Here is a 14,513-nt window from a genome sequence, read left to right as displayed (position 1 = left end):
TCGAGAACGGCGCGCCGCCTGCGCTCGCCTATTTGCCGACGGCCAGCCGCTGCTCTTCGGCCGCGTGCCGCCCCTGCCACAGGGCGAGCAGCAGGGCCAACGCCGGGAACGCGGCCCCCGCCAGGGCCGCGCCCTGCCAGCCGAAGCGCTCGTAGATCGGGCTGGCGATGGCCGAGCCGCTGGCACCGCCGATAAAGATGCTGGTCATGTACAACGCATTGAGACGCGCCCGGCTGTTCTGCTCCAGCCCGTAGACGTCGCGCTGGCCGAGCACCATGTTCAATTGCACGGCGAAATCCAGCAGCACGGCGCACAGCACCAGCCCGATCACGCCTGCCAACGGGCTGGCCAGGGTCAGCGCGAAAGCCAGCGGCGCCAGCACCAGTGCGATCAGGGTGGCACGCCGGGTATGACCGGCATCGGCCAGGCGCCCGGCAATCGGCGCAGCGATGGCGCCGATGGCACCGACCAGGGCGAACAGCGCCACATGGGTCTGGCTGAAGCCGTAGTGGCGCACCAGCTCCATCGGCGCCACCGTCCAGAACAGGCTGAACGAGGCGAACATCAGCCCCTGGTACAACGCCCGCTGGCGCAGCGTCGAGTAGCGGCGCAGCAGGCCGAACAGCGACAGCAACAGGTGCCCGTAGTGACCGCGGTTGTCCGGCGCATGGCGGGGAATGGTGGTGGCGATCACCACCACGATACCGAGCATCAGCGCCGCCGCCATCACGTACACCGCACGCCAGCCGAAGTATTCGGCGACCAGGCTGGCCACCGGCCGCGCCAGCAGGATGCCCAGCAGCAGACCGGCCATGATGTTGCCCACCACCCGGCCGCGGGTCGCTTCCGGCGCCAGGTGCGCGGCGAGCGGGATCAGCATCTGCACCGATACCGAGCTCAGGCCGATCAGCAGCGAGAGGCCAAGAAACAGCCCCGGCGAAGTCGAAAACCCCGCCGCCAGCAGGCAGACCATCGCCGCCAGGGTGGTCAGCAACATCAGCCGCCGGCTCTCCAGCAGGTCGGCCAGGGGCACCAGAAACAGCAGGCCGACGGCATAACCGATCTGGGTCAGCGACACGATCAGGCTGGCCTGCTGCATCGACAGCCCGACGGCGGGCGCGATCAGCTCGATGATCGGCTGGGCGTAGTAGAGGTTGGCGACGATGGCGCCGCAGCAGAAGGCGAACAGCAGCACCAGTGCCGGTGAAAGGCTGTGCGACGGGGTGGACGTGGATGTGCTCATGATTACCTCGCGATGAGCCGGCCTGCACGGCGGCTCGTCGGAACGGGAAACGGGTGGAATGCCCGCTGATGCCATGGCGTGACCAGCACGAGGCTGGCTGCCTGGGTGAAGCAAGGTTACGAGCCCTGGTGCCAGCGGAGAATCCACCTGCCGCGCAACGCAGCGTTGCGCCAGATCGAACGCTGCCCGCGCTCAGCCCGCAAGCAGCTCACGCAAGAACTCGACGAACGCGGCAACCCGCCGCGAGCCGCGGCGATTGGGCAGGTACAGCACGCTGATGGCGCCGCTCGCCGAGCCTGGGCTGATGGTGTACCGATCGAGCAGGCGCTGCAGTCGGCCATTGGCCACATCGTCACGCACCAGCCAGTCGGCCAGCAGCGCCACGCCCTGCCCGGCCAGCGCCGCTTCGCGCAGCACGTCGGCATTGTTGCTGTGCAGGCGCCCGCGCACCGCCAGCTGCTGCACCTCGCCGGCAGCGCTGAACTGCCAGGGTTGGCTCACCGTGCCGTAATCGAAGCGCAGGCACTGGTGCGTCAGCAACCCCTGGGGAGCATCGAGCGGCTCGCTGCGCGCCAGGTAATCCGGGCTGGCCACCAGCCAACGCTGGAATTGGCCGACTCCGAGGCTGACCACGTCGTCGCTGATCAGCGTGCTGCCAAGGCGCACGGCGACATCGACGCGCTCGCCGAGCAGGTCGACCACCTCATCGCTCAGGCGCAGGTTCAGCTCGAGTTGCGGGTGCCGCTCGAGCAGACGCCCCAGCCGAGGCGCGATGATCCGCCGCCCGAACTCCACCGGGGCGCTGACGCTGAGCCGGCCGCGGGCCTGTACGCCGCCGTCACACACGGCGGCATCGGCTTCCGCCAACGCCTCGAGAATCGCCACGGCGCGCTCGAAGTAGGCCTGCCCGGCCTGGGTCACGCCGACCTGGCGGGTGCTGCGGTTGAGCAGCACGCTCTGCAGCTCGGCTTCCAGGCTGCTGACCAGCCGGGTCACCGACGAGGTCGCCACGCCCAGCGAGCGCCCGGCCGCGGAAAACCCGCCGCAACGCACGGTTTCCACGAAGGCCTGCAAGGCCAGCAACTTATCCATCTCCACCTACTCCCACACTCGACCGGCAATAGACCCTAGCGCAAGTCCGCCAGCCGGCATTGCATATGCGTCGTCTGCCACACCGGGTCGTTTTCCACATCGGTGACCGTGAAGCCCTGCTTTTCCCAGAAACGAATGGCGCCCGGCAGGAAGGGATGGGTGTGCAGGTAAAGCACCTCGACCCCCTCGCCGAGGGCATGTACGCGCAGCACGTTGCAAAGCCTCGCCGCCACGCCGGAGCGCCTCGAGGCCGGCGCCACGAACAGGCGCACGATCTCCACGGTGCGCACACCCTGGTAGTCCAGCTGGGCGAAGCGGTGGTCGTAGGGCAGGTAACCGACGGCCGCGACGATCTCGCCGGCGCAGCGCGCCAGCCAGAAGGCGCCCGCCTCGCCCTGCACGTAGGTCTCGACAAAACGCCTCAGGTCATCCGGCAGGACGGAGCTGTCGAGCATCGGGAAGGTCTCGGCGCGGGCGGCCATCACGAAGCCGATCGCCTCGTCGACATCCTCGCGCGTGGCCTGGCTTATCTGTACGCAAGCGCTATCGATCATGGGGCCGGAAGGTACTCGATCATTGGCTGACAAGGGGCGGCAACATAGCGCGCACGCCTGGCGGCGCACAACCGGTGGCAGCCGTGAGGGCAGTCGCGGCACCAATGCCCCGTCAGCTTGTCACTGCAAGCCAGGCGACGGGAACCGGGGCGACATTTATCCTTGAGCCCCGCCGCCGTTCTCGTTATAAGTCCCGCTAATTTTCCAAGGGCCATCAGGCAGACCATGAGCCAAGCTGATCTCCTCGACCAAGACCCCGTGTTCCAGCTCAAGGGCAGCATGCTGGCCATCACCGTGATGGAACTGGCGCACAACGACCTCTCCCGCCTCGACCTGCAACTCGCCGAGAAGGTCGCCCAGGCGCCCAACTTCTTCAGCAACACGCCGCTGGTATTGGCCCTCGACAAACTGCCCCGCGAGGAAGGCGACCTCGATCTGGGCGCGCTCATGGCGCTGTGTCGCAAGCATGGCCTGCGCACCCTGGCCGTGCGCGCCAGCCGCGAGGACGACATCGCCGCCGCCAATGCCCTGGACCTCCCGGTGCTGCCACCGTCCGGCGCCCGCGAGCGGGTCATCGACCCGGCGCCCAAACCGGTCGAGCCGCCCAAGCCAGTGGAACCCGAGGTCAAGCCGACCCGCGTCATCACCACCCCGGTGCGCGGCGGCCAGCAGATCTACGCCCAGGGCTGCGACCTGGTGGTGCTGGCCCCGGTGAGTGCCGGTGCGGAACTTCTCGCCGACGGCAACATCCATGTCTACGCCCCGATGCGTGGCCGGGCACTGGCCGGCGTCAAGGGCAACCGGCAAGCACGGATTTTCTGCCAGCAGATGGGCGCCGAACTGCTCTCCATCGCCGGCCAGTACAAGGTTGCCGAGGACCTGCGCCGCGACCCGAACTGGGGCCGCGCGGTGCAAGTCAGCCTGATGGGCGACGTGTTGAACATCACCCGTCTTTAACGGATACTGCCCGGCACTTTTAACTGTCACACAGGGCCCTCGAACGCCTCTGGGCGGGCTGTCAAAACAATCATCGGTGGCCCCTGGCGAGCATCGCGCCCGCCGCAGCCGAGCGATTCTTTCGACAGACCGCCAATCGCGGCAGGTTCCTGCTTTTATTCATTTTTAGGGTGAATCACCTTGGCCAAGATCCTCGTAGTCACTTCCGGCAAGGGTGGCGTCGGTAAAACCACCACCAGCGCTGCCATCGGTACCGGTCTCGCCTTGCGCGGCCACAAGACCGTCATCGTCGACTTCGACGTCGGCCTGCGTAACCTCGACCTGATCATGGGCTGCGAACGCCGCGTGGTGTACGACTTCGTCAACGTCGTCAACGGCGAAGCCACCCTCACCCAGGCCCTGATCAAGGACAAGCGCCTCGAGAACCTCTACGTGCTGGCCGCCAGCCAGACCCGTGACAAGGACGCCCTGACCCAGGAAGGCGTCGAAAAGGTCATCGCCGAGCTGTCGCAGAACTTCGAATACGTGGTCTGCGACTCGCCGGCCGGTATCGAGAAAGGCGCGCACCTGGCCATGTACTTCGCCGACGAAGCCATCGTGGTCACCAACCCGGAAGTCTCCTCGGTACGTGACTCCGACCGCATGCTGGGCCTGCTGGCCAGCAAGTCGCGCCGCGCCGAACAGGGCGGCGAGCCGATCAAGGAACACCTGCTGCTGACCCGCTACAACCCGGAGCGCGTCACCAAGGGCGAAATGCTCGGCGTGGAAGACGTCGAGGAAATCCTCGCCATCCGCCTGCTCGGCGTGATCCCCGAGTCCCAGGCGGTGCTCAAGGCCTCCAACCAGGGCGTACCGGTGATCCTCGACGACCAGAGCGACGCCGGCCAGGCGTACAGCGACGCCGTCGATCGCCTGCTCGGCAAGGAAGTGGCGCACCGCTTCCTTGATGTGAAGAAGCAGGGCTTCCTGCAACGTCTATTCGGAGGTCGCGAATGAATATTTTCGACTTCTTGCGTTCGCGCAAGAAGGAAACCACAGCCTCCATCGCCAAAGAGCGCCTGCAGATCATCGTTGCCCACGAACGTGGCCAGCGCACCCAGCCCGACTACCTGCCTGCCCTGCAGCAGGAGCTGGTCGAGGTGATCCGCAAGTACGTGGCCATCGACTCGGACCAGGTGCAGGTCGCCCTGGAAAACCAGGGCAGCTGCTCGATTCTGGAGCTGAACATCACCCTGCCCGACCGCTGATCCGCGTACCGTAGGGTGGGTTAGCGGCGCCTGCTAGGGACAGTCGCATCGCAGTCAGACTCAGCGCGCTGCGTGACCCACCAAGCGGTGCCGGAGACGACATCGACCTCTGCGTTACTCAGCGCCACGAATGGCGGCCCCGATGGCCGCCATTCGCTTTTATCGCCCAACCCAAAGAACGCCCATGCCGCTCAGCCAAATCGAAATCGTCCACCAGGATGCCGCCCTGCTGGTGATCAACAAGCCCACCCTGCTGCTCTCGGTGCCCGGCCGCGCCGACGACAACAAGGATTGCCTGGTTACCCGCCTGCAGGAAAACGGTTACCCCGAGGCGCGCATCGTGCACCGCCTGGACTGGGAAACCTCGGGGCTGATCGTGCTGGCCCGCGATGCCGACAGCCACCGCGAGCTGTCGCGCCAGTTTCACGACCGCGAGACCGAAAAGGCCTATACCGCGCTGTGCTGGGGCTCACCCGAGGGCGACAGCGGCAGCATCGACCTGCCCCTGCGCTATGACCCGCCGACCAAGCCGCGCCACGTGGTCTGCCACGAGCACGGCAAGCACGCCCTGACCTTCTGGCGCGTGCTCGAACGCCACCCTGAGCATGCCCGCGTCGAGCTGACGCCGATCACCGGCCGCTCCCACCAGCTGCGGGTGCATATGCTGTCCATCGGCCACCCGCTGCTCGGCGACGGCCTCTACGCCCACGAACAGGCCCTGGCCGCCTACCCGCGCCTGTGCCTGCACGCCAGCATGCTCAGCCTGACCCATCCGCAAAGCGGCGAACGCCTGCGCTTCGAGTGCCCGGCGCCGTTCTGAACGGCTGAACCGTTCCGTAGCCTGGGTAGAGCGCAGCGAAACCCGGGATTGCTCCTGGGTATTGCTAACGCTCAACGCCAGGCCACGGCTGACGGATTGCCAGATCCGCCATGGCAACCGCCGCCCCGATAAGCGACAATGCCGCCCCACCAAGCGATGGCTGCCACGCAGCCGATAAATCGTACGCACGCCGGATAGCCAACCGCCCACCTCTGCAACCAAGGAGTTTGCATGGCACTGCCCTGCCCGCGTTTTGCCCCGAGCCTGCTCGCCCTGGCGCTGAGCCCGACCTTTTGCTGGGCCGTCGACTCGGCCGTGGTGCTCGACGCCACCACCATCGAGGAACAGGCCGGCGACGGTTACCGGGCGCGTAGCGCCGCAGTGGGTGGCTTCAGCGAGGCCGAGCTGCTCGACACCCCAGCCTCGGTGGCGGTGGTCAGCCGGCAACTGATCGATGATCAGCAGGCGCGTCTGCTCAGCGACGTGCTGAAGAACGACGCCTCGGTGGGCGAGGCCTATGCGCCCATCGGCTACTACGAGAACTTCGTGGTGCGCGGCTTTTCCCTCAACGCCGCCAACAGCTACCGGGTCAACGGCCGCAGCCTGGTGGGCGAGCAGAACGTGGCGCTGGAGAACAAGCAGCAGGTCGAGCTGCTCAAAGGGCTGTCCGGCCTGCAGAGCGGCGTGACCGAGCCGGGCGGGCTGATCAACTACGTGACCAAGCGCGCCGAGAATATCCGTTCGCTGAGCGTGGCCAGCAACCAGGACGGCGAGCGCTACCTGACTGCCGACCTCGGCCAGTGGTTCGGCGCCGAGCAGCAGGTAGGCGTGCGCCTGAACCTGGCCCACGAGGACATCCGCTCGTTCGTCGAACATGCCGATGGCAAGCGCGACTTCATTTCCCTGGCGCTGGACTGGAACATTTCGCCGGACGCCACCCTGCAGCTGGATGCCGAATACCAGACCCGCGAACAGCGCTCGGTGCCCGGCTATCAACTGCTCGGCGGCACCCAGGCGCCAAGCGGCGTCGACCCGGACAGACGCCTGGGCCATCAGAGCTGGGGCAAGCCGGTGGGCATCGATTCGCTGAACCTGGGCGGGCGCTTCGAGTACCGCTTCGATGACAGCTGGAAAGCCGCCCTCGATGCCTCGCGCAGCGAAGTGGTGATCGACGACTACAGCAGCTTTCCCTACGGCTGCAGCCCGGCCTCCGGGTGTAGCGACTGGCTCACCCAGTTCAGCCCAGAGGGTGGCTACGACATCTACGATTACCGCAGCCCGGATGACACCCGCCGACATGACGAACTGCAGGCCACCCTCAGCGGCGCCTTTGCTACCGGTGCAATCGGTCACGAGCTGACGGTCGGCAGCAGCGCATTGCGCCGCACCGTGGATCGCCGCAGCTCGGTCAACGAATGGATCGGTGCCGGCAATATCCATGAAGACCCAGCCGACTTCGCCCCGACCGATGTGCCGCTCAACCCCAAGCAACGTCGCCTGGACAGCCGCCAGTACGGCCTGTTCTTCAGCGACCGCATCAGCCTCGACGAACACTGGCAGGTGCTGCTGGGTGGTCGCCAGGTGCGCCTGATCGAGGAAGCCTTCACCAGCAGCGGCGTCAGCGATCGCCGCACCCGGCGCAGTGAGTTCCTGCCCAACGCCGCGCTGCTTTATAAGCCCCAGGCGGACACCACCCTGTACCTGAGCTACAGCAAGGGCCTGTCCCTGGGCGGCGAGGCGCCCTGGTTCACCACCAACGAGGGCCAGACACTCGCCCCCACCCTATCCCGGCAACTGGAAGCCGGCCTCAAACGCGACTGGCAGGGCCTGAGCCTGGGCGCCGCGCTGTTCCGCATCGACCAGGCACTGCAATACAGCCGCCCCAACGACGACGGCTCGCTCACCTACGTGCAGCAGGGCAAGCAGCGCAATATCGGTCTGGAGCTCTCCGCCAGCGGCCAGGCCAGCCGCAATCTGCAGCTGTCGGCCAGCACCGCGGTGATCCGCGCCCGGGCCATCGACAGCGGCACCGAAGCCTTTGAAGGCCACCAGGCGGTCAACGTGCCCAAGGTGCGTGCCAGCCTGGCCGCCGATTATCAGATACCCGGCATCCAGGGCCTGTCGCTGCTTGGCGGCCTGCAGTACAGCGCCAGCAAGTACGCCGACCCGAGCGGCACGGTAAAGGTCGGTGATTACACGGTGTTCAATCTCGGCAGCCGCTACACCACGCGCATCGAGGGCCATGAGACGGTGCTGCGCCTGAGCGTCGACAACCTGTTCGACAAGCGCTACTGGCGCGACACCGGCGCCTACCAGGGCGATGGCTACCTGTTCCCGGGCGACCCGCGTACGGCGCGGCTGTCTGCCACGGTGAGTTTTTAAGAGGTGAGTCACGATCTGGAAACCCATGTACACATGGGCCAGGTGATGGGTAGAGGAGTGGCGGGAGCGGCCTTTCGTAGGGTGGACGACGCTTCATCCGTCCACCATGCAACGATCGCAACGGTGGACAAAAAGAGCGTTGTCCACCCTACGCTGATCACCACACCCTGTGGGAACGGGCCATGCCGGTGATTTTCGCGGGCATGAACTAGGCGTCCCTGCCCGCTCCCACAGGCTCCTGCAGCCCATAGGCACCCCAGCCCTGCCCTCCAATCACCATCGACCAACCTCGAGGATCCTCCCATGCGTAGCGCTGCCCCCGCCCTGGTCATTGCCCTGCTCGGCACCCTGCTCACCGGCTGCCAGCAAACACCCAAGGGCCATGACCAGCTCGATGCCGTGCTGTGGACCCAGACCGCCATTGAGCACGAGGTGCTCTACCAGCAGATCTACGCCGCCGCGACCCGCCAGCTGCAGCCTGCATTGGCCGACCCCGAATGGGACGCCCTCGCCCAGGCGCCGCGCGACCTCAGCGGCCTGCCGCCGGCGCTGATCGTCGATATCGACGAGACCCTGCTCGACAACACCCCGGTGAACGCCAAGGCGGTGGTCGATGGCGGCGCCTACGACTATGCCGAGTGGTACCGCTGGGTGGAAAAGGCCGAGGCCCGCGCCCTGCCCGGCTCGGTGGCCTTCATGCAGGCGGCCGCCCGGCTGGACATCACCGCCTACTACCTGACCAACCGCGAACCGGGGCAGGAAGCCGACACCCTGCGCAACCTGCGCCAGGCGGGCTTTCCCATCGAAGACATCGGGCAGATCCTGACTGCCGGCACGGCCATTGGCGGTTGCCAGCAAGCGGGCTCGGACAAGACCTGCCGCCGCCAGTGGGTGGGCGAGCGCGCGCGGGTGCTGCTGATGGTGGGCGACAGCTACGGCGACTTCATTGCCGCGCCCAATCGCCTGGACGCGCAGCGCCAGGCCGCGGCGCCGTACCGGGCCTGGTTCGGCCAGCGCTGGTTCCTGCTGCCCAACCCCACCTATGGGGGTTGGTACACGGCGCCCTATGCCGATCAGGACGCATTGCCGGAGGGTGAAAAACGCGCCCTCAAGCTGCGCGCGCTGGTCCTGCCCTGAGCGACCAACGGTCATGCTCCAGCAACCGGAACCGGGCGCTTGCGCCGTGATGGCACATTGACCTGAAAGTTCCCTGAATAACCCCATATGTTGTGTTTCCGTGAACCAGTGGCAAAGCCTCACGGCCGCCTGAAAAAAAACGCCCTGCGGCATCAGCGCCCATGCCTGGGCGAGCGCCAGCAACCATGGGCTTTTGCGCCACTTACCCCGGCATAACCCACAGCTTTATCCACAGCCCCAAGGGCTTGCCATGGCGCGCGCACCGCACTATCTTGTATCCCCAGTTCGCCAGACCCCTATATGTTGGGTTTCTGGCCCAAAAGGACCCAAGCACAAATGTGCTGAAAAAGTCCATGCCCCAGGCGCTTTTTGCAGAGGCTGCGGCAAAACCGGGATACAGCGGCAGCGAACGAGCCGATCGTTCGTGCCGCACGCGACACCAGACGCTGCGCCCGTAGCGGCCACCACTACATCTAGTGGCCCCACGCAGCGTGAAGCACCAGTAAACGCCAGGGACGAAGCGTTCCGGCATCGAACAGTACCGACCGCCGCCGAGCAGCGCCTCGACCGGTCCATCACCGCCTTTTTGCAACACCCTGCTGCCCGCCCGTGCAGGCGCAGGCTTTGTCGATTGGAATGAACGCCAGGTACCACGTCGATCAGCGACACAACGCTTCGCCCTGAAAATTTCATTGATCATGGAGACCTTCATGCACACCGACACCACTCGTGAGAACCCTCAGGCCAACGTGCCTCAGGGCGACGCCCCTCAGGATCTGGCCGCCACCGCCCCGGGCCAACTGCGTGTGATCAAGCGTAACGGCACCGTGGTGCCTTACACCGGTGACAAGATCACCGTGGCCATCACCAAGGCGTTCCTCGCAGTGGAAGGCGGCACCGCCGCCGCCTCGTCGCGCATCCATGACACCGTGGCGCGCCTGACCGAGCAGGTCACCGCGACCTTCAAGCGTCGCATGCCGTCCGGCGGCACCATCCATATCGAAGAGATCCAGGACCAGGTCGAACTGGCCCTGATGCGCGCCGGCGAGCAGAAGGTCGCCCGCGACTACGTGATCTACCGTGAAGCCCAGGCCAACAAGCGCAAGAGCGCCGATGCCGGCAGCGGCATCGCCGAGCCGCACCCGAGCATCCGCGTCACCCTCGCCGACGGCAGCCTCGAGCCGCTGGACATGGGCCGCCTCAACACCATCATTTCCGAAGCCTGCGAAGGCCTGCTGGAAGTCGACGGCGCGCTGATCCAGAAGGAAACCCTGAAGAACCTGTACGACGGCGTGAACCAGAAGGACGTCAATACCGCCCTGGTGATGACCGCCCGTACCCTGGTCGAGCGTGAGCCGAACTACAGCTACGTCACCGCCCGCCTGCTGATGGACAACATCCGCGCCGAGGCCCTGAGCTTCCTCAACATTGCCGCCAGCGCCACTCACCACGAGATGGCCGAGCTCTACGCCAAGGCCCTGCCGGCCTACGTCGAAGCCGGTGCGCAGTTCGAGCTGCTCGACCCGAAACTGAAAGAGTACGACCTGGAGAAGCTGGGCAAGGCGCTGAACCACGAGCGCGACCAGCAGTTCACCTACCTGGGCCTGCAGACCCTGTTCGACCGCTACTTCATCCACAAGGATGGCGTGCGCTTCGAACTGCCCCAGGTGTTCTTCATGCGCGTGGCCATGGGCCTGGCCATCGAAGAGCCGAAGAACCGTGAAGAGCGCGCCATCGAGTTCTACAACCTGCTCTCCTCGTTCGACTACATGGCGTCGACCCCGACCCTGTTCAACGCCGGCACCCTGCGCCCGCAGCTGTCGTCGTGCTACCTGACCACCGTGCCGGACGACCTGTCGGGCATCTACGGCGCCATCCACGACAACGCCATGCTGAGCAAATTCGCCGGCGGCCTGGGCAACGACTGGACCCCGGTGCGCGCGCTGGGCTCCTACATCAAGGGCACCAACGGCAAATCCCAGGGCGTGGTGCCGTTCCTCAAGGTGGTCAACGACACCGCCGTGGCGGTCAACCAGGGCGGCAAGCGCAAGGGCGCCGTGTGCGCCTACCTGGAAACCTGGCACATGGACATCGAGGAATTCCTCGAGCTGCGCAAGAACACCGGTGACGACCGTCGTCGTACCCACGACATGAACACCGCCAACTGGATTCCGGACCTGTTCATGAAGCGCGTCTTCGAAGACGGCAAGTGGACCCTGTTCAGCCCGAGCGAAGTGCCGGACCTGCACGACCTGACCGGCAAGGCCTTCGAAGAGCGCTACGAGTACTACGAAGCCCTGATCGAGTACGGCAAGATCAAGCTGTACAAGACCATCCAGGCCAAGGACCTGTGGCGCAAGATGCTCTCGATGCTGTTCGAGACCGGCCACCCGTGGCTGACCTTCAAGGACCCGTGCAACCTGCGCAGCCCGCAGCAGCACGTGGGCGTGGTGCACAGCTCCAACCTGTGCACCGAGATCACCCTGAACACCAACAAGGACGAGATCGCGGTCTGCAACCTGGGCTCGATCAACATGGTCAACCACATCGTCGACGGCAAGCTGGACACCGCCAAGCTCGGTCGCACCGTGAAGACCGCCGTGCGCATGCTCGACAACGTCATCGACATCAACTACTACAGCGTGCCCCAGGCCAAGAACTCCAACCTCAAGCACCGTCCGGTCGGCCTCGGCCTGATGGGCTTCCAGGACGCCCTGTACCTGCAGCACATCGCCTACGGCTCCGACGCCGCGGTGGAATTCGCCGACCGCTCCATGGAAGCGATCAGCTACTACGCCATCCAGGCGTCCTGCGACCTGGCCGACGAGCGCGGCGCCTACGAAACCTTCGACGGTTCGCTGTGGAGCAAGGGCATCCTGCCGCTGGACTCCCAGCAGATCCTCATCGAGGCCCGTGGCGCCAAGTACATCGACGTCAACCTGGACGAGACCCTGGACTGGGCGCCGGTGCGCGAGCGCGTCAAGAAAGGCATTCGCAACTCCAACATCATGGCCATCGCGCCGACCGCGACCATCTCCAACATCATTGGCGTGTCGCAGTCCATCGAGCCGACGTACCAGAACCTCTACGTGAAGTCGAACCTCTCCGGCGAATTCACCGTGATCAACCCCTACCTGGTTCGCGACCTCAAGAACCGCGGCCTGTGGGACCCGGTCATGGTCAACGACCTGAAGTACTACGACGGCTCCGTGCAGCAGATCGAGCGCATCCCGCAAGACCTGAAAGACCTGTACGCCACCGCCTTCGAAGTCGACACCAAGTGGATCGTCGATGCCGCCAGCCGTCGCCAGAAGTGGATCGACCAGGCGCAATCGCTCAACCTGTACATCGCTGGCGCTTCGGGCAAGAAGCTCGACGTGACCTACCGCATGGCCTGGTACCGTGGCCTGAAAACCACCTACTACCTCCGTGCCCTGGCCGCCACCAGCACCGAGAAGTCCACCATCAACACCGGCAAGCTCAACGCCGTGTCCAGTGGTGGCGACCAAGGCCTCGTCGCAGCCCCGGCTGCCGCGCCGGCCACCCAGGCCTCCCCTGGCCCGGCGCCGGTTCCGAAGGCCTGCGCCATCGACGAGCCGGACTGCGAAGCCTGCCAGTAATGGCCCAGCCGGCTGCAGCCCCTGCAGCCGGCGCAAATAACCCAAGAGCCGGGGTACAGCCCCGGCCTCTGATAATCAGCCGTAGCGCTCTGCGTGCACCGCGAGCTACCGACGATTAGCCACTATCCACACAGGCCGGCCCTTAACCGGCCTCTCGAGCAGGAGCCCCACCATGCTGAGCTGGGATGAATTCGACAAGGAAGACGGCGCCGAAGCCGCCTCCCCCGCCAAGAACACCGCCGCACAGGCCCAGGCCGGTGCCGACATGAGCCTGGAAAAACTCAACCAGGTCGGCGGCAACGCCGCCCTCGAAGCCCGCGCCGTCGACGCCAACGACTCCGCCGCCGTGGCCCGCGCCAAACAGGCCCTCAACGACCTCGACATCCAGGAAGGCCTGGACGAGCTCGAAGGCAGCTCCGCGCGCGTGGAAGTCGGCGACAAGCAGATGATCAACGCCCGCGCCGACCTCAACCAGCTCGTACCCTTCAAGTACGACTGGGCCTGGCAGAAGTATCTCGATGGTTGTGCCAACCACTGGATGCCCCAGGAAGTGAACATGACCGCGGACATCGCCCTGTGGAAGTCCGCCGACGGCCTGACCGAAGACGAGCGCCGCATCGTCAAGCGCAACCTTGGCTTCTTCTCCACCGCCGACAGCCTGGTTGCCAACAACCTGGTACTGGCCGTGTACCGCCTGATCACCAACCCCGAGTGCCGCCAGTACATCCTACGCCAGGCCTTCGAGGAAGCGATCCACACCCACGCCTACCAGTACTGCATCGAATCGCTGGGCATGGATGAAGGCGAAATCTTCAACATGTACCACGAGATCCCGAGCGTCGCGAAGAAGGCCTCCTGGGGCCTCAAGTACACCCGCTCGATCTCCGATCCCAAGTTCGAAACCGGCACCCCGGAAACCGATCGCCAGTTCCTCAAGAACCTGATCGCCTACTACTGCGTACTCGAAGGCATCTTCTTCTACTGCGGCTTCACCCAGATCCTCTCCATGGGCCGCCGCAACAAGATGACCGGCACCGCCGAGCAGTTCCAGTACATCCTGCGTGACGAGTCCATGCACCTGAACTTCGGCATCGACATGATCAACCAGATCAAGATCGAGAACCCGAGCCTGTGGGACGCCACCATGAAGGACGAGGCGACCCAGATGATCCTGCAGGGCGCCCAGCTGGAAATCGAATACGCACGCGACACCATGCCGCGCGGCGTACTGGGCATGAACGCCGCGATGATGGAGGACTACCTCAAATTCATCGCCAACCGCCGCCTGACCCAGATCGGCCTGAAGGAAGAATACCCAGGCACCACCAACCCGTTCCCGTGGATGAGCGAGATCATGGACCTCAAGAAGGAGAAGAACTTCTTCGAGACCCGCGTGATCGAGTATCAGACCGGTGGGGCGTTGAGCTGGGATTGATGTCAGTTTGAAATCATTGTAGATTC

At 65.3% G+C, this 14,513-nt stretch carries 12 protein-coding genes; 8 read left to right on the top strand and 4 right to left on the bottom strand.

Annotation, left to right across the window (positions count from 1 at the left end):
• Positions 1-28 precede the first annotated feature (28 nt).
• From K8U54_RS21335 to K8U54_RS21325, 3 genes are all read right to left on the bottom strand, one after another.
• The gene (locus tag K8U54_RS21335; protein ID WP_249907681.1) at positions 29-1,243 is read right to left on the bottom strand and encodes an MFS transporter; all 1,215 of its coding nucleotides are present in this window, start codon (positions 1,241-1,243) and stop codon (positions 29-31) included.
• A 192-nt stretch (positions 1,244-1,435) separates the two neighbouring features.
• Positions 1,436-2,335, bottom strand: a complete 900-nt coding sequence (locus tag K8U54_RS21330; RefSeq protein WP_249907680.1) for a LysR family transcriptional regulator — start codon at positions 2,333-2,335, stop codon at positions 1,436-1,438.
• A gap of 35 nt (positions 2,336-2,370) precedes the next feature.
• Complete coding sequence (locus tag K8U54_RS21325) at positions 2,371-2,889, bottom strand: GNAT family N-acetyltransferase (RefSeq protein WP_249907679.1); 519 nt, start codon at positions 2,887-2,889, stop codon at positions 2,371-2,373.
• A 225-nt stretch (positions 2,890-3,114) separates the two neighbouring features.
• Here K8U54_RS21325 and minC point away from each other — a divergent pair, with 225 nt between their 5' ends.
• The 6 genes from minC to K8U54_RS21295 all read left to right on the top strand — a co-directional run bounded on the left by minC (position 3,115) and on the right by K8U54_RS21295 (position 9,432).
• Positions 3,115-3,846 (top strand): septum site-determining protein MinC, encoded by a 732-nt coding sequence (gene minC / locus K8U54_RS21320; RefSeq protein WP_249907678.1) that lies wholly within the window; start codon positions 3,115-3,117, stop codon positions 3,844-3,846.
• A 180-nt stretch (positions 3,847-4,026) separates the two neighbouring features.
• Positions 4,027-4,842 carry a septum site-determining protein MinD gene (gene minD, locus K8U54_RS21315; RefSeq protein ID WP_013790889.1) on the top strand — a complete coding sequence of 272 codons (816 nt, stop codon included), beginning with the start codon at positions 4,027-4,029 and terminating at the stop codon, positions 4,840-4,842.
• Positions 4,839-5,093 (top strand): cell division topological specificity factor MinE, encoded by a 255-nt coding sequence (gene minE / locus K8U54_RS21310; protein ID WP_013790888.1) that lies wholly within the window; start codon positions 4,839-4,841, stop codon positions 5,091-5,093. The genes minD and minE overlap by 4 nt, the downstream gene beginning before the upstream one ends.
• 184 nt (positions 5,094-5,277) lie before the next feature.
• The gene (locus K8U54_RS21305) at positions 5,278-5,913 is read left to right on the top strand and encodes an RluA family pseudouridine synthase (protein ID WP_249907677.1); all 636 of its coding nucleotides are present in this window, start codon (positions 5,278-5,280) and stop codon (positions 5,911-5,913) included.
• A 231-nt stretch (positions 5,914-6,144) separates the two neighbouring features.
• The gene (locus K8U54_RS21300) at positions 6,145-8,295 is read left to right on the top strand and encodes a TonB-dependent siderophore receptor (protein WP_249907676.1); all 2,151 of its coding nucleotides are present in this window, start codon (positions 6,145-6,147) and stop codon (positions 8,293-8,295) included.
• Positions 8,296-8,598: 303 nt separating this feature from the next.
• A complete protein-coding gene (locus K8U54_RS21295) occupies positions 8,599-9,432 on the top strand; it encodes a 5'-nucleotidase, lipoprotein e(P4) family (protein ID WP_249907675.1) in 834 nt (277 codons plus the stop codon).
• Positions 9,433-9,634: 202 nt separating this feature from the next.
• On the opposite strand, the gene K8U54_RS21290 is transcribed toward K8U54_RS21295, so the two are convergent.
• Positions 9,635-10,132: a hypothetical protein gene (locus K8U54_RS21290; RefSeq protein ID WP_249907674.1), complete on the bottom strand. Its 498-nt coding sequence runs from the start codon at positions 10,130-10,132 to the stop codon at positions 9,635-9,637.
• A 10-nt stretch (positions 10,133-10,142) separates the two neighbouring features.
• Between K8U54_RS21290 and K8U54_RS21285 the strand changes: the two genes are divergently transcribed.
• A complete protein-coding gene (locus K8U54_RS21285; RefSeq protein ID WP_249907673.1) occupies positions 10,143-13,052 on the top strand; it encodes a ribonucleoside-diphosphate reductase subunit alpha in 2,910 nt (969 codons plus the stop codon).
• A 172-nt stretch (positions 13,053-13,224) separates the two neighbouring features.
• The gene (locus K8U54_RS21280) at positions 13,225-14,487 is read left to right on the top strand and encodes a ribonucleotide-diphosphate reductase subunit beta (protein ID WP_070886483.1); all 1,263 of its coding nucleotides are present in this window, start codon (positions 13,225-13,227) and stop codon (positions 14,485-14,487) included.
• The last annotated feature ends 26 nt before the right edge of the window (positions 14,488-14,513 follow it).

Source organism: Pseudomonas fulva, from assembly GCF_023517795.1.
Classification (GTDB): domain Bacteria; phylum Pseudomonadota; class Gammaproteobacteria; order Pseudomonadales; family Pseudomonadaceae; genus Aquipseudomonas; species Aquipseudomonas fulva_D.
The sequence above is the reverse complement of the archived record's forward strand: the minus strand, read 5'-3'. Positions and strand labels throughout refer to the sequence as shown.